The sequence below is a fragment of the Cellulosilyticum sp. genome (genome assembly GCF_982396655.1).
In genome coordinates this window covers 62,897-84,378 of the sequence record NZ_CEVXFV010000017.1, presented here as the reverse complement: position 1 = coordinate 84,378, position 21,482 = coordinate 62,897, and the positions used below count along the sequence as shown (strand labels likewise).

At 34.0% G+C, this 21,482-nt stretch carries 17 protein-coding genes; 14 read left to right on the top strand and 3 right to left on the bottom strand.

Translation table 11 applies throughout. The features are described from left to right. Positions 1 to 157 precede the first annotated feature (157 nt). On the bottom strand, positions 158 to 1,195 hold the full coding sequence (locus AC1VAQ_RS09380) for an FUSC family protein (protein ID WP_302599088.1): 1,038 nt from the start codon (positions 1,193 to 1,195) through the stop codon (positions 158 to 160). A 268-nt stretch (positions 1,196 to 1,463) separates the two neighbouring features. On the opposite strand from AC1VAQ_RS09380, the gene AC1VAQ_RS09375 reads away from it, so the two are divergent. From AC1VAQ_RS09375 to AC1VAQ_RS09325, 11 genes are all read left to right on the top strand, one after another. After that, positions 1,464 to 2,021, top strand: coding sequence for a TetR/AcrR family transcriptional regulator (locus AC1VAQ_RS09375; protein ID WP_302599086.1), 558 nt, complete (start codon positions 1,464 to 1,466; stop codon positions 2,019 to 2,021). Between the two features lie 123 nt (positions 2,022 to 2,144). After that, entirely contained in the window at positions 2,145 to 2,693 is a 549-nt protein-coding gene (locus tag AC1VAQ_RS09370; protein WP_302599085.1) for a DUF308 domain-containing protein, read from the top strand. Further along, positions 2,690 to 4,678, top strand: a complete 1,989-nt coding sequence (locus AC1VAQ_RS09365; protein ID WP_302599083.1) for an oleate hydratase — start codon at positions 2,690 to 2,692, stop codon at positions 4,676 to 4,678. The genes AC1VAQ_RS09370 and AC1VAQ_RS09365 overlap by 4 nt, the downstream gene beginning before the upstream one ends. A gap of 285 nt (positions 4,679 to 4,963) precedes the next feature. Then, entirely contained in the window at positions 4,964 to 5,656 is a 693-nt protein-coding gene (locus AC1VAQ_RS09360; RefSeq protein ID WP_302599082.1) for a response regulator transcription factor, read from the top strand. After that, the gene (locus AC1VAQ_RS09355) at positions 5,631 to 7,784 is read left to right on the top strand and encodes a sensor histidine kinase (RefSeq protein WP_479903837.1); all 2,154 of its coding nucleotides are present in this window, start codon (positions 5,631 to 5,633) and stop codon (positions 7,782 to 7,784) included. The genes AC1VAQ_RS09360 and AC1VAQ_RS09355 overlap by 26 nt, the downstream gene beginning before the upstream one ends. Before the next feature lie 305 nt (positions 7,785 to 8,089). Beyond that, positions 8,090 to 9,118: a competence protein CoiA family protein gene (locus AC1VAQ_RS09350; RefSeq protein ID WP_303243947.1), complete on the top strand. Its 1,029-nt coding sequence runs from the start codon at positions 8,090 to 8,092 to the stop codon at positions 9,116 to 9,118. Positions 9,119 to 9,135: 17 nt separating this feature from the next. Then, complete coding sequence (gene abc-f, locus AC1VAQ_RS09345; RefSeq protein ID WP_479903836.1) at positions 9,136 to 10,713, top strand: ribosomal protection-like ABC-F family protein; 1,578 nt, start codon at positions 9,136 to 9,138, stop codon at positions 10,711 to 10,713. A 105-nt stretch (positions 10,714 to 10,818) separates the two neighbouring features. Further along, complete coding sequence (locus AC1VAQ_RS09340; RefSeq protein ID WP_479903835.1) at positions 10,819 to 12,084, top strand: cytochrome P450; 1,266 nt, start codon at positions 10,819 to 10,821, stop codon at positions 12,082 to 12,084. Between the two features lie 288 nt (positions 12,085 to 12,372). Further along, positions 12,373 to 12,873, top strand: a complete 501-nt coding sequence (locus tag AC1VAQ_RS09335; RefSeq protein ID WP_302599076.1) for a DUF4358 domain-containing protein — start codon at positions 12,373 to 12,375, stop codon at positions 12,871 to 12,873. Positions 12,874 to 13,297: 424 nt separating this feature from the next. Continuing rightward, positions 13,298 to 14,119, top strand: a complete 822-nt coding sequence (locus tag AC1VAQ_RS09330) for an LCP family protein (RefSeq protein WP_303243949.1) — start codon at positions 13,298 to 13,300, stop codon at positions 14,117 to 14,119. A gap of 68 nt (positions 14,120 to 14,187) precedes the next feature. Then, complete coding sequence (locus AC1VAQ_RS09325; RefSeq protein WP_302599074.1) at positions 14,188 to 14,361, top strand: DUF6472 family protein; 174 nt, start codon at positions 14,188 to 14,190, stop codon at positions 14,359 to 14,361. A gap of 416 nt (positions 14,362 to 14,777) precedes the next feature. On the opposite strand, the gene AC1VAQ_RS09320 is transcribed toward AC1VAQ_RS09325, so the two are convergent. Beyond that, a complete protein-coding gene (locus AC1VAQ_RS09320) occupies positions 14,778 to 15,128 on the bottom strand; it encodes a ribonuclease G (RefSeq protein WP_302599072.1) in 351 nt (116 codons plus the stop codon). A gap of 208 nt (positions 15,129 to 15,336) precedes the next feature. Here AC1VAQ_RS09320 and AC1VAQ_RS09315 point away from each other — a divergent pair, with 208 nt between their 5' ends. Then, on the top strand, positions 15,337 to 16,500 hold the full coding sequence (locus AC1VAQ_RS09315; RefSeq protein WP_303243950.1) for a methyl-accepting chemotaxis protein: 1,164 nt from the start codon (positions 15,337 to 15,339) through the stop codon (positions 16,498 to 16,500). Between the two features lie 269 nt (positions 16,501 to 16,769). Then, on the top strand, positions 16,770 to 17,693 hold the full coding sequence (locus tag AC1VAQ_RS09310) for a calcium/sodium antiporter (RefSeq protein ID WP_302596602.1): 924 nt from the start codon (positions 16,770 to 16,772) through the stop codon (positions 17,691 to 17,693). Positions 17,694 to 17,717: 24 nt separating this feature from the next. Here the strand turns inward: AC1VAQ_RS09310 and AC1VAQ_RS09305 are convergent, their stop codons facing one another. Then, entirely contained in the window at positions 17,718 to 18,542 is an 825-nt protein-coding gene (locus tag AC1VAQ_RS09305; protein WP_302596603.1) for a helix-turn-helix transcriptional regulator, read from the bottom strand. 117 nt (positions 18,543 to 18,659) lie between these two features. On the opposite strand from AC1VAQ_RS09305, the gene AC1VAQ_RS09300 reads away from it, so the two are divergent. Beyond that, positions 18,660 to 21,434 (top strand): glycoside hydrolase family 9 protein, encoded by a 2,775-nt coding sequence (locus AC1VAQ_RS09300; RefSeq protein ID WP_302596604.1) that lies wholly within the window; start codon positions 18,660 to 18,662, stop codon positions 21,432 to 21,434. Positions 21,435 to 21,482: the final 48 nt, after the last annotated feature.

The following is a 21,482-nucleotide window of genomic DNA, read 5'->3' as shown; positions in this document are numbered from 1 at the left end:
CTTGAAATATACATGTAGGTAAATAGGTTTCTCTCAATGATTTCACATGACTAAAGAGTATGAATAACTAAATTTTATAAATGTGAAATCTATATATAGGAAATATCTTAAAAAAGGAGATGTGCAAAAAATTTATTTCGCACATCTCCTTCTATTTTTAAGATACATTATCTATAAGTTTGCAAAAATATTTGTTGAAAATGAATCCATATACAGCACCTAAGGCGTTATTGAATACTCTAAAGAAGATAGCGGCTGGAAAGCCTAAAATAGCTGATGCAGTAGCTATAGCACCAAGTGCATTAAATATAGATTGGAAACCATAAGTTGCAGAAAGACCAACGCCTATTCCGCCAAGAATTCCAATGTTATTGTATATAACATCAGGACAGAATGCATAAATAAGAAAGATGAGTAAGGCACCTAAAATATTACCTAAGATTCTGCTTTTAACTTTTTCTTTGTGACCTGTTGGAAATGGTGTAATGATAGACATAACTGCAATACCTGCCCACATAGGTCTTGGGAGATGAATTAATCTTGCAATAAGTAATATAGAAGAAATGGCGATGGTAAGAGAGAGTTGCCACTTTGTTCTATCAGATTGAAGGTCTAGTGCTTCAAAGAAATGTGAAACTTTTAAGTCGTGTGTTTTTTTTCTGTGGTTTCTATAATAGATTAGTCCTGTAATTAGAGCACCTACAGCAAGTGCCTCTAGCCTTTTAATATATAAAGCGCCAGATACATCATAGCCATATAATAATAGATAGCCTAAAACAAGTGTAGAGTGATTGAACATCTTTACATCATGACATCCCAAAAACATTAATAAGAAAATACATACAATATTAATTAATAATTCCATAAAGATGTTACTAGCATTACTTAATCGCGGGCCGAAAGCTAGAATTGCAAATATAACTATTAAAGAAGGAATTGCATGTGATGTTTTAAGTGATAAATCAACATTTCTAAATACTAAAACAAAAAGTAGTACAACAACCCCAACAATGCTGTTAGAGCTACCGAAAAGCTGACTATAAGCAATTACAAAAGTCATACAAAATGCTATGGTGATAAAAATCTTAAATAGGTAAATGGCAATATGCTTTAATTTCTCTTTATTGCCTTCTGCATTTCTAATAAGTTCTTTCGAACCAGCTTGATTTAACTGTAATTCTTGATAAAATGTCATATATTAAAGCCCCCCTTATGAATTACATAAATTTTCAAAGTTTGCAAAGAGGAATTATACCCTTCAAAAAATAAATTGTCAACAAAATGGCAGGTTACTGTTACCTTGTTGACAACTTATAGCGCAAGAGCGTTATTTATTATTGTACTTGATTTTATAATATGGGATACTAAATTAAAAACAAACATAGGAGGCGCTAAAAGGCAGTGCTATCTACATAGATAATAGATATGATGTTTGAATACAGTATTTGAAAGAGAGAAGATTTATGAGCAAATTTACAAAAAAAGCAATTAAAGGTTCTTTTTTAGAATTACTAAAGACAAAATCGTTAGATAAAGTGACTGTAAAAGATATTGTAGAGAGTTGTGAAATTAATAGGAATACATTTTATTACTATTATACTGATATTTATGATTTGCTAGAGGATGTATTTCAGGAGGAAACGGAGAAAGTTATGGGAGAAGAAGCCTCATGTCCTACCTTTTATGAAGAATATCTGCGATGTGCAGAATTAATCTTAGGCTATAAGGAAGCAATCATTCATATTTATCAATCAAGGAGTAAAGATGTACTGGAAAATTATATAGAAACAATCACTAGATATTTAGTGCGACAATTTGTAGAGAAGGCAGCACAAGGATATACAATGACAGAAGAAAACTTGAATTATATCTGTGATTTTTATAGTTATTCAATTATTGGTACGACATTAAATTGGATTAAAGAAGGAATGCCACCATATAGGGAGGATTTAATCAAACGATGTGCCCAGTCTTTTGAAGTGACAATAGAGAGTATGGTTTGTTTTTATAGTGTCCATTAACAACAGGAGATTTAGACAAATCAAAAGTTGTGTCTAATTTTTAGACACAACTTTTTTTTTGACTATATCTAAATAAAACACTATCAACTATGATAAAGATATGCAGAAAGGAAGTGAAGCAAGATGAGACAGCTGAAGCTAATAAAGACTGTATATAGCGGTCTTACAGCAGGTCTTATTATTCTTGGACTAGCATTATTATCTGGGCCAAAGATAACATCAGGTTTTATCTGCAAGCTGGTTGGTATGACTTTTTTGATTTGTGGAATGATAAGAATAGTAAGTTACTTTACAAAAGATATGTTTCAGCTAGCCTTTCAGTTTGACTTGGGCCTAGGTATTGTAGCTATGGTCATCGGCTTGGTTATGTTACTTCGGGCAGAATGTTTAGTTGAGGCTACTTCTGCTTTTATCGGAATCTTTATTCTGATTGATGCAACACTAAAGGTTCAAACAGCTATTGAGGCAAAACGATTTGGCATTCAGAAATGGTGGATTATTTTAGGTCTATCATTGGTAGTAATAATCGTTGGAATCTTGCTTATTACCATGCAATGGGAAACAACAGAAGCTATGATTAGACTCATCGGAATGAATTTATGTTTCCATGGATTATTAAATTTATGGGTAATACAAAATACAGTAAAAATCATAAGGAGAAATGATATATGAACAAAAAAATAGTAAAGATAGGTGCAGCTTCATTATTAGCAGCTGGAGCAGGAATAACAGTAATAGCAAAGAATAAAAAAAATAAGGAAAAACAAGAAGGAAGTGCAAGACAAGAGGCAAAAGAAAAAAGAGCCAAAGAGCTTGCAGAATATCGTAATACGGAGATTGGTAAGAATGTAAAGAATAGTAAAGGAATCTATTATTCTAAAGGGAACTATGAAGCATTCGCGCGCCCAGAGAAACCAGCAGGCGTAGATGACAAATCTGCTTATATTGTAGGGAGTGGACTTGGTGCATTAGCAGCAGCTTGTTTCCTTGTAAGAGATGGTCAAATGAAAGGTGAAAATATTCACATTTTAGAGGCTATGGATATTGCCGGTGGTGCTTGTGATGGTATTAATGATCCAACAAGAGGATATGTAATGCGTGGTGGTAGAGAAATGGAAGACCATTTCGAATGTTTATGGGATTTATTCCGTAGCATCCCATCTATTGAGACACCTGGAGTTTCTGTACTTGATGAATATTATTGGTTAAATAAACATGATCCAAACTACTCATTATGTCGTGCAACACATAAAAGAGGAGAAGATGCACATACTGATGGCAAATTCAATTTAAGCCAAAAAGGCTGTATGCAAATCATGAAATTATTCTTCACAAAAGATGAAGACCTTTATGATAAGACTATCGAAGATGTATTTGATGAAGAAGTATTTAATTCTACTTTCTGGTTATATTGGAGAACAATGTTTGCCTTTGAAAACTGGCATAGTGCACTTGAGATGAAACTTTACTTCCAAAGATTTATTCATCATATCGGCGGATTACCTGATTTCTCTGCATTAAAATTCACAAAGTACAATCAATATGACTCTTTGATTTTACCAATGCAAAAATATTTAGAAGCAGCAGGCGTGAAGTTCCAATTCAATACTGAAGTAACTAATGTATTATTTGACTTTGTATGTGATAAGAAAATTGCTAAAAAGATCCAATGTAAGGTTAACGGGGAAGAGCAATCAATTATGCTTACAGAAAATGACCTTGTGTTTGTAACAAATGGAAGTTGTACAGAAGGAACTATCTATGGGGATCAAAACCATGCGCCAGTTGGCAATGCAGAAGTGCGTACAAGTGGTTGCTGGAATTTATGGAAAAACATTGCGGCTCAAGATGAAGCTTTTGGACATCCAGAAAAATTCTGCTCTGATATTGAAAAAACAAACTGGGAATCTGCAACAGTTACAACTTCTGATGATAGAATCATCTCTTATATTGAAAAAATATGTAAGAGAGACCCAAGAAGTGGACGCGTTGTTACTGGCGGTATCGTAAGTTGTCAAGATTCTAGCTGGTTATTAAGCTGGACAATCAATAGACAAGGTCAATTCAAAGACCAGAAGAAAGATGAAGTTTGTGTATGGGTATACAGCTTATTTACTGATGTACCAGGTGACTACATTAAGAAACCAATGAAAGAATGTACTGGTAAAGAAATCACAGCAGAATGGTTATACCATATGGGTGTTCCAGTAAATGAAATTGATGACCTCGCTGAAAATCATGCAGTCTGTGTACCAACAATGATGCCATATATTACAGCATTCTTTATGCCAAGAGCAAAAGGGGATAGACCAGATGTCATTCCAGATGGCTGTGTAAACTTTGCATTCTTAGGTCAGTTTGCTGAAACACCAAGAGACACAATCTTTACAACTGAGTATTCTGTGCGTACAGCTATGGAAGCAGTTTACGGATTACTAGGGGTTGACCGCGGGGTTCCAGAAGTTTGGGGCAGTGTATATGATATTAGAGAATTACTTGATAGTAGCGTAAAATTAATGGATGGTAAGTCTCCTCTTGAAATTGAACTTCCAGGACCACTTAATGCATTAAAGAAACCACTACTTAAGAAATTAAAAGGAACTGTGATTGAGAAAGTTTTAAGAGACCACGGTATAATCAGAGACGGAATGATTTAAAAATAAAAGTAGAGAGCTGAAAAATGCTCTCTACTTTTATTTTGACTAAAATATGTGTATTTATTTAACCATATCTAATAGTTCGTTTTCAGGTGTTGAAGAGTCACAATGAATACCTAAGTCTTTGAATTTAGTTTTTGATAATCCTGTGCGGTGATTCTTAAGAAATTGTAAGAATTTTATAAGGTAATTTGTAAGATTTGATGGATATAATAAACTTACAACAAATAAGGGAATCTCGTATATAATAAGCCTATGAGAGTATGTGACAAAGGAGGAAAAGGCATGTCCTATACAATATTAGTTTGTGATGATGATAAGACGATTGTAAATGGTATTGCACTTCACTTACAAAAAGAAGGATATAAGGTAATCAAAGCTTATAATGGTATAGAAGCACTAGAAGTAGTGGAGAAGGAAGAAATACATTTAATCCTACTAGATGTCATGATGCCCAAGTTAGATGGACTATCTACCACACTTCGCATTAGACAGGAAAAAAATATTCCAATCATTATTTTATCTGCTAAAAGTGAGGATACAGATAAGATAGCGGGGCTTAATTTTGGGGCAGATGATTATCTAACAAAACCTTTTAATACATTGGAGTTACTAGCTAGGGTGAAATCTCATCTCAGACGTTATACTGTACTTGGAAGTATGGTCGCCCAAGAAAAACTGCTTGTAACAGGCGGTCTTTGTGTGGATATTCATAAAAATACAGTGTGGTTAGATGGTGAAGTTGTGAAGCTAACACCGACAGAGTATAAGATTTTAGTTTATCTTATGCAAAATATGGGACAGGTACTTTCTATCACCCAGATTTATGAAAATGTATGGCAGGAAGAGGCTTATGCAGCAGAAAATACAGTGGCTGTACATATTAGAAGGCTTAGAGAAAAAATCGAGATTAACCCTAAAGAACCAAAATATATAAAGGTGGTGTGGGGTAGTGGTTACCTGGTGGAAAAGAATTAAATATAGCAGCATAACAAAAGCAGTAGCATGTATATTATTAAGTATAGCAGTATTATTAGTATTTCAAGGTAGTCTGATACTCGAGGAAACAAGATATCAGTCTCCTTATTATGAGAATTGGAACATTCAAAATGAACTTATTACTAAGGCTGGTTATGTAAGAGACTGGATTGTACGCTATACTGGTGAAAATATATTTGATAAGACGCAGATTACAGAAGAGGAAGTTGATAAGTATATTCAAGACTCTGAAGCATTACGTACAAGCAAGGAGAAGGCAATACTAGATGGCACAGAACAAGAAGTCACAGCGATAGAGGAACGTGCTAAAGAAGGGATTTTAGCTGACCGTAAACAATATAAGGCAAAAATAGAAGAGGCGTTAGCCAGTCCCAATGTCCTTTATTTTGCAGTCAATAAGAATACAAATGAAGTGATTACGAACCTTGAGTCATATAGTGGCAAAAATCAAGAAGAGATAATAAATATGCTTACAAGCAAACCTCTTTATATCAAGGGAAATGGTGCAACTCTAGCTCTCTATGAAGGCAATAATATGTGGAACGAGGGACAATTTCAAAATTACTATAATGGGAAAGCCTTTGTAGAGCAATATGATTACGAAATCTATGTCACATTAGCAGATACATTTGTACCAGGTGATATTTTCTATACACAAAAGACGAAAGATATGCAATTAGTGGCAGCAAAGGAAATTGCTATTCCTCAAGTGATAATCGGTGCGCTTTTCATACTGCTTATTTCTCTTTATGGACTTAAAGTTATAGGTAAAACACCTCAAAGTACAGAGAAAATTGTAATGAAGCAAGTAGATAAGGTATCTTTTGAAATCCAAGGTGTATTAGCATTAGTAGCGGTGATATTATGGATTAGTCTATTTGGCAGAATATCCTATATTATGATAACTTGTAGAAGTGTATATTTTGATTTAGAAACGTATGGTATGTCATTCCTTATTATTTATATCATGTTAACCTTAGGACTAGGCATTGCATTAGTACCAATCACAAGTTTCATAAGACATGTGAAAAATAAGAGTGCAAAGCAAAATTGGTTATGCATTCGTCTTATGCAAAATATGGCAAATGCTATTAAGGAAGATAACATGGTAGGCTGGGTTATTGGCGGTGGTGCTGTATATGTACTCATTATTGGATTTCTAGTATTCCTTATGGTGGTAGGCACTAGTCCAATTTTAAGCTTAATATTATGGATAGTGATTATGATAATGTTAGCTGGAGCCTTTTTAGGAATCATTAAATTAACCATTGATTATGTAGAAATAGCTAAGACAAGTCAAGAAATAGCTGGCGGTGACCTTGAGGCAAAAGTAGAATTAACACATACCCTACCGATTATGGCACGTATGGCAAGCAATCTAAATAATATAGGACAAGGTTTAGAAGAGTCCGTAGAAAAATCTTTAAAAAGCGAACGTTTAAAAACTGAATTAATTACGAATGTTTCGCATGATCTTAAGACACCACTTACTTCTATTATTAGTTATATCGATTTATTAAAGGATGAAGAAATAGAAAATAAAGTGGCGCAAGAATATATAGAAGTCCTTGCAGAGCGAAGCAATAGATTGAAACAATTAGTTGAAGATTTAGTAGAAGCTTCAAAGGCAGCTACAGGAAATCTTAAGTCTGATTTACAAGTGCTAAAACTTAATGAATTAGTTTTACAAGCAATGGGAGAATATAGTGACAGATTAGCAGAAGGTCATTTAGAAGTTGTTGTGAAACCATTAGAGGAAGTTAGTATTTTAGCAGATGGGAGACATATGTGGCGTATCATTGAAAATCTATTGTCCAATGTGAGCAAGTATGCTATGTCATATACTAGAGTCTATATTGAAGTAAGACAAGATGGTGAATATGGTAAGCTTATTATTAAAAATATCTCTAAAGAATCATTAAATCTTTTAGATGCCAGTGAATTAACAGAACGTTTTGTAAGAGGGGATGACTCTAGGACAACAGAAGGTTCAGGCCTTGGACTTGCAATTGCTCAAAGCTTAACACAATTGCAACATGGCAAGCTTAGTATTCATTTGGATGGGGATTTATTTAAGGTAGAAGTAAGTATTCCTTGCAGTAGGTAGGGAGAAAATACTGGTTGGATGGATTGCTCTTTTCTCTTGTTTTAATTTCTAGGTTAAAATCCTTGAGACTCATATTAAGTTTTACATAGGTTAAGAAAATGCTATGTTTAAAAGAAAAATTAATTAGAAAAATAATACAATTAGGATATACTAATCCTAGAACATAATTATGTAAGAAAAAATATGTTCTAGGATTTTATTTTTGAAGGGCAGGAAAGTCTAATTTTTAACTTTCTTATTCTTGAGAATGTGATGCTAGTCACGTGCTTGTAGAAAACATAAGGGAAGATAAGGAGGAGGATAATATGCCAGAACTGATGACAGCTATTTTACATGGAAAGAGAATCTGTATATTAGATATCATTGATAAAAATGGACAGTATAAAGAAGAAATGCGTAGTGCCTATAGGGAGGCAAGTCAAGCAGGAAAGCTTTTTTGTCCAGAATGTAGCGGGGTATTAGAACTATGTGCAGGGGCTATTATACTACCTTATTTTAGACATCGCATTGGAGAGAACTGTCCTATTACACAGGAGATGAAAACCAAAGCAGGTAAAAGAAGATATGAGGCAAAGAAAAAACTGTATAATTTTGCTCTAGAGCAAGGCGCTAGTAAGATAGTTGTTGAAGAGGGAAAAAGTATATGGCCTTATAACCCCATACGTATATGGCGTAATGAAAGGCAAATAGCTTTTATTTATTTAGATGGGAAGAGTCGTAATTATAGAGAATTAAAAGCTGCACAGGATTTTTATGAAAATAAAGGAATCAGTGTGCTATGGTTTTTAAATAAAAAATATCAAAGTAAAACTAAAAACCTTACGAGTGATGAGGCTGAAAGTAGTTCCCTTAATAAAGGCATGATTTATTATCTAGATATTGAGGAGGCAACATTAGATATACGTAGATGTTATACTAATGCTTATGGAGAAAATAAATATTATACAGAAACATTTGCTATCTCTCAGCTTAAGATGAATGAAACTGGAGATTTTACAGAGCTTTTTATGGTACATTATAAAGAAGCAGCTAATAAGGCAAAGAGTGAGCTAGATAGAGTATTACAAGTGCCTATAGAAGAAGGCGTTGATGAAATGTACTTCCAGTTTGCTTATGTATTTATGTATGCGCTGATGGAAATATGGATATTGCCACCTTATGTTGGGTTAATTCAAGGAATAGATATGCAAAAAGAAGCAGATAGGCATAGGATACAATATTTAGAGGAGAAAAACCGTTACTTTGAAGAATTGGCAGAGGAAGATAGAAACATAGAAGTAGCATATATCTTAAGCATAATCGATAAAAAGCGCAATATATGGGAATGGCTGTAAGCAGATTAGGAGGCTATATGTCAAAGATTACAATTAATAAAATGAGTTATTATTATGAGGATTTTTATAATCCTGTTTATGAGAATATAAATTTGGTGATAAAAACAGAATGGAAATTAGGCCTTATTGGGAGAAACGGAAGAGGAAAAACTACTTTATTAAAACTGTTAACGGGCGAGTTAGAACCTACAGCAGGAAATATAGGCATACCTGTAGAGGTTGAATATTTCCCTTATGAAAATACCTGTGGCTATACTTTGACCAGAGATGTTATTAAAGAAAATGTGGGTAAATTGAAATCTATGGAAGATACTATGGAAGCTATTATTAGCCAAAATGATGAAGCAAGATTTGATGAATATGCCATGTTGCAGGAGCAGTATCTTGAGTTAGATGGTTATGAAATGGAAAGTAAGATTCTCAAAGAAATGGATGAGATGGGACTCGATAGCACCTTGTTAGAGCGAGAATTTGAGACGCTCTCGGGTGGTGAAAAAACGAGGATTATGCTACTTACTTTATTTTTAAGAAAGAAATCTTTTGTACTTTTAGATGAGCCAACCAACCATTTAGATGATGAAGGTAAGGAGGCAGTAATTGCATACCTTCAAAAGAAAAAAGGCTTTATAGTGGTATCGCATGATAGATCATTTTTAGATAAGGTCATTGACCATGTGATTTCAATTAATAAAAAGGATATCACCATAGAAAAAGGAAATTATACAAGTTGGAAATATAATAAAGATAAAAAAGAAGAATTTGAACTTAGAACAAGGGAAAGACTTGAAGAAGAGATTGCCCAGTTAGAGCGTAGTGCAAAAACTAGTAGAACTTGGGCGGAACTTGGTAACATGCAAAAATATCAGTTTGCAAGTCACGGAAGAGCTAATGGGGTAGAAACGTATATGAAGCAAGCTAAGCGCTCTGAAACAAGGGTACAAGATAATATAGATAAGAAAAAGCAGCTACTTCAAAATTATGAAGAAGTTAAACCCCTTGTGATGCATCAGAAAAATGATATTGAAGAGAAATGTTTAATAAGAATCAAAGAATTAGGCTTTAAATACGCAGAAGGTGAAAAACAAATCATTAAAGGCTTTAATTTTGAAGTGCATGCAGGAGACCGCATATGGATAAAAGGAAAAAATGGTGTAGGTAAAAGTACGTTATTAAAGTTATTAAGTGGGGTACTCCCAGATAAGGCCATAGAATATGCAGAAGGTTTGCACATTGCTATGGTAGCGCAAGAACCAGCCTGGAAAAAAGGATATATAAAAGAAGGGTTTGAAGGAATCATAGCAAATCCAGTTTATGAAAGATTCTTAGAGTTATGTGACTACTTCGAGCTCCCAGAAAATTTCTTAGAACGTCCGCTTGAAACTTATAGTAGTGGTGAGTTAAAGAAGGTGAATATTGCACGTGCATTAGCTGAAGAAAATCACATCATTTTATTTGATGAACCATTAAATTATATGGATACGTATTTTAGTGAACAATTAGAGACGGCTATTCTTAAATATCAACCAACTATTATTTTTGTAGAACATGATAGTTATTTTGGACAAGCTATAGCAACGAGAACGATACAACTTTAATGTGCATCAATATAGATGAACCCAATCCAGCAAAAATAAATTGGAATTGTTAGACTGTTATTGTGGAAAAGTATAAGTATAAGACACAATAATAGGAGAATACTTATGATGGTAATGGTAAAAAAGTTTCCAAAAGATAAAGGTTTAGATCATACAGTGGATTTGATAAGGGAAGGCTATTTGTTTATTGAAAATAGGGCAGATTATTATGCCACAGATATTTTTCAAACAAGGCTTATGGGCAAGAAAGTAGTTTGCATGACAGGTGCAGTCTGCGCAAAAATGTTTTATAATCCTCGCCTTTTTGAAAGAAAAAATGTAATGCCTAGACGCGTCAAAGAAACTTTAATAGGAAAAGGCGGTGTTCAGGGGCTAGATGGCAAGGCACATGAGGAGAGAAAGGCCTTTTTTATTCATTTAGTCAATGAGAAACAGGAAGAAGAACTGATTAGATTAGCCACTAAGATATGGGAGAAGACTATCAAGACATGGCCTGATAAAAAGGAAATTATTCTTTTCGATGAGGCTAAGAAAGTTTTATGTCAGGCAGCTTGTGAATGGGTGGGGATACCGGACCCTCTGCCAGCAAAGCAAGTTAAAAAGGCGGCAGATGCATTAGAGGCAATGATTTTTGGCTTTGGAAGAATAGGCGTTACGCATTGGAAAGGAAGAATTTCAAGAAATCAATTGGAATCTTCTTTGAAAGATACCATTGAGGGTATTAGGAATGATAGAGTGACTGTAAAATCAGGGACAATCCTTGAGGAGATAAGCCATTATAGGGATGAAAAAGGCAACTTGTTAGAGTCTGAGGTTGCCGCAGTTGAGTTATTGAATTTAATAAGGCCAATTGTAGCAGTTGCAGTTTATATCACATTTGCTGCGGTGGCGCTTTATGAAAATCCAGCTTATAAGGTGAAAATAGCCTTAGATGATGATGAAGGAGAGAAAGTACGATTTAATGAAGAAGTACGCCGTTACTATCCTTTTGCACCATTTATAGGGGCAAAGGTAAAGAAAAACTTTATTTGGCGAAACTATGCGTTTAAGAGAGGAACTCTCGTTTTATTAGATTTATATGGTACAAATCATGACAAACGTTTATGGAAAGACCCTTTTACATTTAATCCTGAGCGTTATAAAAAAGAAAGAAAAAGTGCCTATAACTTTATGCCACAAGGCGGCGGCAGCACAAAGGGACATCGTTGTGTGGGCGAACATATTACACTAGCGATGATGAATGTAGCACTAGATGTATTAACTAAGAAAATTAGTTATGAACTTCCACCACAAGATTTAAGTTATAGTATATCTACTATACCAACTATTATAAGAAGTGGCGTCATCATGAAGAATATTAAAGAGATATAGACTTAATTATAGAGAAGCCAACTAAAAACTTGAAATATACATGTAGTTAAATAAGTTTCTTTCAATGATTTCACATGACTAAAAACTACGAACAAGTAGATTTTAGTCATGTGAAATCTATATTGAATCTATATTGTAAGAAAGCTGCGACGTTTTACAGCTGTTGGAAGTTATAGCATGGAATGCAGAAGGAAAATTAGACAGCCATATAGATTTTATAAGAAGGTGGAACAAGATAAAGTAATCCTTCGTCTTATATAATAAAATATAAAACCCTCGGAGGATAATATGAAAAAATTTGCAGTAATTATGATGATTTTAGTAGCGTCAACATCAGCTTTAGTAGGATGTTCAAATGCACCAACAAAAGTAGAAACAGGAAGTAGTGAAACAACACAAGTAGAAAAAGCACCATTAGAAGATTTATTAAATAAGATGATTGAAGCAGATATTGTACGTATGCCAATGCCTATAGATGAAACATTAGCACAAGAAGCATACCATATTGATTTAGAAACAGTAGATGAATATGCACTTGCAGAAACAGGTATTTCACCAGGCCCAGGATTAGTTGTGATGGCAAAAGCTAAAGATGGGCAAGTAGATAAAGTAAAAGAAAATATGGAGGCACTTCTTCAAGATAAGATTGGCAATGCGTTTTATCCTGATGAAAGAGAAGCAGCAGAAAGTGCAGAGATTATAGTAGAAGGAAATTATGTAGCTTTATTTATTTTACATGATGAAGTAGAAGCAGAAGCTATTCAAATGTTTGAAGACTCAAGTAAATAATCCTTTTAATAGAATACTTGGCAAGACCTCATTATAGATTTCACATTTATAAATTTTAGTTATTCATTAGGTTATAGTTATGTGAAGTATTAGGAGCAACCTATTTATGTGATATGTAATTTAAAGTTATAGTTTGTTCCTCTATATAAAGTTATTGAATAAAGAATAAGAATATATGCACATATTAACGTAGTGCTTATAGATTTCACATTTATAAATTTTAGTTATTCATAATCTTTAGTAATGTGAAATCATTGGGAGAAAACAATTTACGTACATGTATATTTCAGGGTTTTAGTTGGTTTCTCTATATAGATTCATAGCTATAAGTTATATGAAAAATTTATAAGGAAAGGGAAAGTAGATTAGGATGAAGGTATTTCGCAATTTTAATAAATTGATACTTTTACTAAGTAGTTTCCTTATGGTAGGGATAATATATGGTAATGAAGTCAATGGCCAAGGAGAAAGTGTATTAAAAAAGAATATTGCCATCTTTGGTATGGATGCAGGTGAGTTAAGGACAGATGTTATTTTTGTGGCGAGTTTAGATAGTGAGTCAGGAAATACAGAAATCATTTCTATCCCTAGAGATACAAAGGTAGAATGGGAGAACACGCAACAAGCGGTGATGTATGATAAGTGGGGGTATTCGGTAAATAACAGTAAAATTAATGAAATGCTAGTTTATGGTGGCAAAGAAAATATTAGAGTACTTACTTTGCATCAGATTGAAGAAATTTTAGAAATGCCTATAGATAATTATGTGATTGTACAAATAGATGCGTTTGATAAAATTATTGATACCATTGGCGGCATAGCAGTCGAAGTCCCTCAAAGGATGTATTATGTAGATGAATCTCAGAAGCTATATATTGACTTGCAGCCAGGTATGCAGATTTTGGATGGAAATCATGCAGAGATGCTGGTAAGATTTAGAAAATATCCAGAGGGAGATGTAGACCGAATAAAAACGCAGCATATCTTTTTAAAGGCATTAAGCAATAAACTTTTAAGTCCCAAAACTATTGTAAGGCTACCTAAGATTATCCCTATTATATTTAATAGTATTGAAACGGATTTAACTTTAAGAGAAATGTTATCTTATATACCTTTTATAACACAATTTGATGTCAATAAAATAACGTATGAAATCATCCCAGGGGAGGGGCGATATGAAGATGGGATTTCCTATTTTTTTATTGATGAAGATAAGTTAGAGAACTTTAGGGCAATAATAAAATAGAGAACTTTGTTTGGCAATGCAGCAGAAAGTTATATAATAGGGGTATCATGTAGAAAAAGGAGAAAGATATGTGTGAGAACTGTATGCACTTAGAATACGATGAAGAAATGAAGGAATACGTATGCGCTGTAGCCCCTATTATGGATGAAGATGATTATGCCAGAATGAATTATCATCCAAGTAAGCGCTGTCCATACTTTAAAGTAGGGGATGAATATGAGTTAGTGAGGAAACAGAACTAAAAATAGGGCCGCTAGACACTTGGGCACTGCTGGGGTACACTCTCCGTAATCTGTGATGCTCTAAGTTCGCTAACAAAAGAAACGGTGTGAACTCGCTTCGCTCAAACATACACCTAAAACCTCTTTTGTTATCTTCACTAAGAGCATTAACAGATTACTTCAAAGGCACCCCGTCAGTGCCTAAGTGTCTAGCTAGTTTTTTAGACTTCCGGTGGGAAAAGAGAAGAGAAGAAGTGAATGAGTCGTTTTGACAAAGAGAGAAGATAAAGCAAATGAGTTACGTAAAAAAAGATAGGATGAAGGCATGCTTAAAAATATAAAAAGCAGGAAGGGTCATGACTCTTCCTGCCTTTTTGTTAAATATAATAAAGACTAAATTTAAATTAAGGATGTGCATAGGCTACTTTCTTGGTGGATTAATAATAGAAAGATGATGCCATTGCACTCATGATACTAGCGAATAAAGCAAAGTAAAGTACAACAACAACAATTGTAATGATGAATTGGAAGATGCCAGCTCTATTCCAGGTGTCTTGAACTTGCATGAATTCTTGAACACTTGAATAGTTACCCTTTTTCCAAGCCCATTCATTACCTTTTACACCGCAAACGAAAACCCAAACGATGTTAAAGATTGGAATGAGACATAAAAGTGGTAGGTAAGATTTGTTACCTAAGCCCCAAATGATATTCATCATAAATGCGCCCCAGTTCCATTTTTTGATTTCTTGCGGTACCCCAACATAATTTTGTGTGTCGTTTTCCATCTTTGTCCCCCTTGTTTAATATATTCTTCATAATATTAACACAATTATACACATCAGTCAAAAAACATTTTAAATATACAATACAATTATTAAATTCAAACAAATGAAGCCTAAGGTTGAAATGTATTCTAAAATATAATAAAATATGTCTGCAGTTAATTGGCAATATATTAATTATAAGGAAATAGCAAGATGGAGCATGGGATAAGTGAGTATTGTAGAGAGACGAAAGAAGAGTATTAGAAACAGATTAACAATAGATTTTGGCATTATTTTAATAGGCATTTGCGTATTTAATTATCTTTTAGTAAGTTATATATATAAGGATAGATTATATCGACAAGAGCAGGATAAAACAGACATTGTTGCGAATGCAGCTATAACACAAACAGAATTAATTATACAGGATTCGAGAAATATTATAAGCAACATTAGTCGAATAAAATTTTTAAAAGATTATGAGCAGTCGGTTAAAGAAAAGACAGATAAGTTGGAAGATTATGTTTCACTATTTTTTGATATAGGAATTGTTGGCGTAGATGGTCAAGGGATAAGTGTAGGGGGCGAAAGCTTTAATGTAGCAGGTAATCACTTATTTGAGGATGCATTACAAGGTAAGTATAATACGTTTGATTTAAGGCGATATGAGGGAGAATACTATCTAGTATTTTTAAGTCCTATCAAAGGTGAAGATGAAAATATTCAAGCTGTTATGATAGGTGTTCGCCGAGCAGAGGATTTCTTTGATCAGATCATGCAAGTAAGTAGTGGACAGCTGTGCTTCCTAGGAAACCGTTCCGGTGATGGCGTTGTAGTCACTAAAGGTAGCAGTGACATCAATACAGTTGAATTGCTAACTGATAATGAAGGCATTAAAAATATCTTTGAGAAGGATTTATTATTTGGTAAAGAATATAATTATAGTATAGCCAATGAATATACTAATACAGTATTTAATTTTAATTATGAAATGATTAGTGATTCAGAATGGTTGATAGGTGTTGTTAATACCAAAGGAAAGATAGATGTAGGGTTGAAAACCTTTAATATTGCGATGTTAATTGGTATGATAACAGCAATAGTTATAGGCCTTATTATTGTCTATTTGATTGCAAGTTCTATAGCAAAGCGTATGCAACATATTGTAAGTCATTTGGAAGAAACGATAAAAAGTGAATTTAAGGAATCAGTTCCAACAGAACTACTGGAAAACGAAGATGAGATTGGTAGCATTGCTAGAGAAATGAAACATTTAGAAGATAAAATGGCAGAGATGCTTATTAGTATTAAAGAGAGCATAAATTATCTTAATGATAGGCTAAGTAGTGTAAGTCAAGAAAAAGAAAAAAGAGATGACGAGGCATTAAGTTGACGCATTATTAAGACTATGATATTATAACAACAAATATTAGGGAGTAGTTCGCACTTCTCATTGTAAAGAAAGTGCTATGCAGATCGTCATGACGCTGATAAAGCCGGTCTACATACTGAAATAAGAACGAGACTTTTATTGCATTTTTGGGTGCAATAAAAGTCTCGTTTTTTTGCGTTAAGATTTTTATATAGAGAAGTGTAGCGACTCACACTAAGTATATTTTATTTATGTAATTACTTAAGGGAGTTAGGAGAGGAGAAAAGATTATGATGTATGTATTATTGCTTGTGGGATTTCTTTTTCTTGTAAAAGGAGCAGATTTCTTTGTAGAGGGGAGTTCATCAGTTGCCAAGTTATTTAAGATTCCATCTGTCGTTATTGGGCTTACAATTGTCGCACTAGGAACCAGTGCACCAGAGGCTGCGGTAAGTATTACAGCAGGTCTTACAGGAAATAACGATATTGCGCTTAGTAATGTTTTAGGGTCTAATATTTTTAATTTACTTATAGTTATTGGGATGTGTGCAATTATTCGTAAAGTAGATACGGATGCTGATATTTTAAAAAGGGATTTACCTGTAAATATTGTGACAACAATTGCCTTGCTTATTATAATTATTGATTTAAAAATTAGTCAGATAGAAGGAGTTATTTTATTACTTGGTATCGCAGTTTATTTAGTGATTGTTGTTAAGGAAGCACTTAAAAATAGACATGCACAGGATGGCGAAGAAATTAAGACATTATCACCATTATTAAGTGTATTTTATATTGTAGGTGGTTTAATTGCCATTATTGTAGGTGGTGACTTAGTTGTAGATAATGCGTGTGCTATTGCAGAAAACTTTGGGCTAAGCCAAACACTTATTGGACTTACAATCATTGCTATGGGGACATCATTGCCAGAGCTTGTAACATCTATTGTGGCTACTAAAAAGGGTGAAACAGGACTTGCGCTTGGAAATGCTGTAGGTTCTTGTATTTTTAATATCTTATTTATTTTAGGTATGTCTTCAGTATTATCACCTATTACAGCAAGTAGGGAAGGCTTTATGGATGTCATTATCCTCCTAGGTGTCTCTGTGATGACTTATATCTTTGCAAGAACCGATAAAAAAACAGTACGTGGAGAAGGAATTGTCTGCATCCTTATATATTGCGCATATATGGGCTATGCGATTATACGCTAGAAGAAAAAATTTAATTAATAGGAATTATGATTCAAGGTCTCTTAATGATATAGAATCAATGTTTGTAATTTCTTTATAACGAAGTCTAAATTCACTGGGTGTAAGCCCAGTGAATTTTTTAAATTGGCGCATAAAGTGAACATCATTTTCATAGCCACACATTTCTGCAATATGCTTGATAGATAGGTCTGTTTTAATCAAGTTGCATTTAGCATATTCGATACGCGCATTGATGATGTCATGTAGGCAGGTCACACCAAAGCGCTTTTTATAGAGCTTTTGGAAGTAGTAAGGACTTAATGTGATTTCATGTGCAAGCCATTCTATGTTCCATTTTTCATAGGGACAATTGTAAATTTTACTACGCAATAAATCTAACTGGTTATGGTGAGGTGAACTTAAAGTAGTGGGTTTGCTTTTATAGGCTTCAGAAATTTTAAGGAAAAAAATACGCATGTAGTGGTCCAAAATCTCTGTTTTATAGGGACTATCACCATAAAACTCACAAGTCATTTGTTTAATTAAAAGTGAAAAGAAAGGTAAATCTAGGATATCTATAGGTACTTCAAAAGGAAGTGCTAATTTTTGAAAATAGTCCAATTCATCTGAGGCTAGTTTAAAGTGAAACCAATCATTAGAAAAAGGTTGCTGATAGGCTTCATAGTACTGGGGAGTCCCTTGTTTATATAAGAAGAAGATATTAGGTGGTGTATGTAATACTTTATCATGTAAGTAAAAAGTAGCAGGACTTTTAATGAGAAGTGCTAAATAGTTGCCGGAACCATTTGGACGAGAAATTTTAAAGTCCATATCATGAACATGGTTGTGTCCAATATATTGAATATGCATAAGAAAACCTCCTAAATAACAGGATTTATCAGTAATATGACATGATATATCATTGTAGCAGTGGGACCTAAAAGTTACAATATTATCAAAACAACATGAATAAGGGAGATGTATAAGATGCGAAAAACTTTTGCCATGCTTGCGTTAGCTGGAATGATTTTCAGCACAATGAATACAAATGTCATAAATTTACAAGCAACTACAGTAGATGCTAGTGTCATTAATGGAAAAGAAAATATACTTTTTAATGGGGACTTCAGTATTGGCTATGATGGATGGGGAGATTTCACCTGTGAGAATGGGGAAGGTGAAGTAAAATTAGTCAATGGTGCAGCCGAGGCTACTGTTACCAATACAGGTGACGTAAACTACAGCTTACAAGTTTATAATGAAGGTTTCACCCTTCATAAAGGCGGTAAATATGTTTTAAAATTTGATATTAGCTCATCTATTCCAAGACAAGTTGATTATCGTATCCAATTAAATGGTGGAGATTATCGTGGCTACATAGATGGTAGAGTGGATACTAATTCAACGAAACAAACAGTTATCGGCGAATTTACAATGAAAGATGACACAGATAAAGCACCAAGACTTTGCTTTAACTTAGGAAAAGTTAATGACACTGATTTAGGGGCACATACAGTAACTATTGATAATGTTGGGGTATATCTTATAGATGATAGTAATATTTCACATGAAGGTGAAGAAGAAGTTAAAGAACAGAGCATTATTCTTAACCAAGTAGGTTACTTACCAAATGATTCAAAACGTGTTGTATTTAGAGGAGATGTAAAGGATACAAACTTCAAAGTCGTTTCAGTATCTACAGGGGAAACAGTTTATACAGGAACAATTGATGGTGGGAGCTATAATGCTGGCGCACAGGAAACAACATATATTGGAGATTTTTCATCAGTAAAAGAAGCTGGTACATATAAAATTGAAACAGATTCTCTAGGTGAATCTTACACATTTAAAATTGGTGATGATGTCTATAAAGATGTCTTAAGAGATGCAGTAAGAATGTTCTATTTACAAAGATGTGGAGAAGTACTTCCAGAACAATATGCAGGTAATTTACATCATGATAAGTGTCATACAACTATGGCAACTATTTATGGCACTTCAGAAAAAATTGATGTTTCTGGCGGCTGGCATGATGCAGGTGACTATGGCCGTTATGTTATAGCAACTAGTAAAACAATAGGAGATTTATTAACAGCTTATAACTTAAATCCAAGTGCTTTTGGGGATGATACAAATATTCCTGAAAGTGGAAATGGTACACCAGACATCTTAGATGAAGTAAAAGGTCAATTAGAATGGCTCTTCAAAATGCAAAATAAATCAAATGGTGGCGTATATCACAAAGTAACGTGTAAGGACTTCCCTTCATATGTTATGCCAGAAGAAGAAACAGCACCACTTATTGTGTGCCCTATCACAACAACTGCAACAGGAGATTTTGCAGCAGTTATGGCGATGGGATATGAAGCATTCAAAGATACAGATAGCAATTTTGCAAACCAGTGCTTAGCAGCAGCAGAAAAAGCATGGGATTATTTAGTACAACAACCAAGCCAGGTCGTTACGAATCCAGCAGGCATTGTAACAGGTGAATATGGTGATAAAAAAGATACGGATGAAAGATACTGGGCAGCAGCAGCATTATTCAAAGCAACAGGTAAGAGCAAATACAATGATGCATTCAAACAGATTGCTGGACAAGGTATTGAAACAGGCTATGACTGGCAAAATGTAGGAAGCTTCGGAAATGATGCATACCTCGCAGCAAATGGTGCAGATAGTACAATTTGTGAAAAGATTAAATCAGAAATCTTAGGAGATGCGAATGATATATTAGTTGCAACTAAGAATGATGCATATGGTACAGCTAATGGAACTAATTTCTATTGGGGAAGTAATATGAGCATTCTTAATGATGCAATCATTATGCAAGCAGCTCATACAATTGCTCCAAATGAGGAATATATTGATTATGCAAAAGAACATGTTAACTATTGCTTTGGTAAAAATGCATTAGCAACATCTTTTGTAACTGGATATGGTACGGTTACTCCTAAAAACTTACATCATAGACCATCTATGGTTAGAGGAGTAGCACCAGGCATGATTGCTGGTGGTGTGAATTCACAACTTGAAGATAATCGTGCAAAAATATTTTTAAAAGATGCAGCGCCAGCTAAATGTTATCTTGATGATCAGGAAAGTTACTCTACAAATGAAGTGGATATTTACTGGAATTCAGCCTTAGTACATGCTTTATCTAGACTTAATTTAGTATCAGATGCAAGCTCAGAAGGCGGTAATACTGGTGGAGAAAATCAAGGTGGCAACCAGAGTGGCAATACTGGTGAAGGAAATCAAGGCGGCAACCAGAGCGGTAACACAGGCAGTGGAGAAGGAGGAAATCAAGGTGGCAACTCTGGAGAAGAAGGTGGAGAAATAACGGAAAATCCAGGGTTAGATGTACAAGTTAAAACTCAGGCAAATGGCAATGGCGTTGGCCAAACTTATACAGTCAATGCAACAGGCGATGCAGTTATAGATGTATCTAAAGTGGCTATTCGTTATTATTTTGAAAAAGTAGATGCAAAAGAGATGAAATTCTGGTGTGATTGCAGCAGTGCACAGCTTAATGTAGCCCCATGGTATGTTGATTTAACAAGTGGTACAAAAGGAGAATTTGGAAGTGATAGCAAAGGTGATTATATAGAAATTACATTTGCAAGAGACTTAGAATTAAGACAAGGTCAAGGTAGCTTAAATATACAAGCACGTTTAACAAATAGCGATTGGTCTAACCTAGAAGGATTTGAAGGAAAAGATACGGTTATATATTATGATGGCAATGTAATTAATCAGTAAAGTAAGCACATTATTGAGTGTGATGTTTAATTTATACAGGCATAATAA

Excerpts from the sequence above, each read along its gene's own strand:
- AC1VAQ_RS09300 (WP_302596604.1), top strand. The coding sequence starts at position 18,660 with ATGCGAAAAACTTTTGCCATGCTTGCGTTAGCTGGAATGATTTTCAGC.
- AC1VAQ_RS09310 (WP_302596602.1), top strand. The coding sequence starts at position 16,770 with ATGATGTATGTATTATTGCTTGTGGGATTTCTTTTTCTTGTAAAAGGA.
- AC1VAQ_RS09335 (WP_302599076.1), top strand. The coding sequence starts at position 12,373 with ATGAAAAAATTTGCAGTAATTATGATGATTTTAGTAGCGTCAACATCA.
- AC1VAQ_RS09365 (WP_302599083.1), top strand. The coding sequence starts at position 2,690 with ATGAACAAAAAAATAGTAAAGATAGGTGCAGCTTCATTATTAGCAGCT.
- AC1VAQ_RS09350 (WP_303243947.1), top strand. The coding sequence starts at position 8,090 with ATGCCAGAACTGATGACAGCTATTTTACATGGAAAGAGAATCTGTATA.
- AC1VAQ_RS09305 (WP_302596603.1), bottom strand. The coding sequence starts at position 18,542 with ATGCATATTCAATATATTGGACACAACCATGTTCATGATATGGACTTT.
- AC1VAQ_RS09370 (WP_302599085.1), top strand. The coding sequence starts at position 2,145 with ATGAGACAGCTGAAGCTAATAAAGACTGTATATAGCGGTCTTACAGCA.
- AC1VAQ_RS09330 (WP_303243949.1), top strand. The coding sequence starts at position 13,298 with ATGGTAGGGATAATATATGGTAATGAAGTCAATGGCCAAGGAGAAAGT.
- AC1VAQ_RS09380 (WP_302599088.1), bottom strand. The coding sequence starts at position 1,195 with ATGACATTTTATCAAGAATTACAGTTAAATCAAGCTGGTTCGAAAGAA.
- AC1VAQ_RS09375 (WP_302599086.1), top strand. The coding sequence starts at position 1,464 with ATGAGCAAATTTACAAAAAAAGCAATTAAAGGTTCTTTTTTAGAATTA.
- AC1VAQ_RS09360 (WP_302599082.1), top strand. The coding sequence starts at position 4,964 with ATGTCCTATACAATATTAGTTTGTGATGATGATAAGACGATTGTAAAT.
- abc-f (WP_479903836.1), top strand. The coding sequence starts at position 9,136 with ATGTCAAAGATTACAATTAATAAAATGAGTTATTATTATGAGGATTTT.
- AC1VAQ_RS09340 (WP_479903835.1), top strand. The coding sequence starts at position 10,819 with ATGATGGTAATGGTAAAAAAGTTTCCAAAAGATAAAGGTTTAGATCAT.
- AC1VAQ_RS09325 (WP_302599074.1), top strand. The coding sequence starts at position 14,188 with ATGTGTGAGAACTGTATGCACTTAGAATACGATGAAGAAATGAAGGAA.
- AC1VAQ_RS09320 (WP_302599072.1), bottom strand. The coding sequence starts at position 15,128 with ATGGAAAACGACACACAAAATTATGTTGGGGTACCGCAAGAAATCAAA.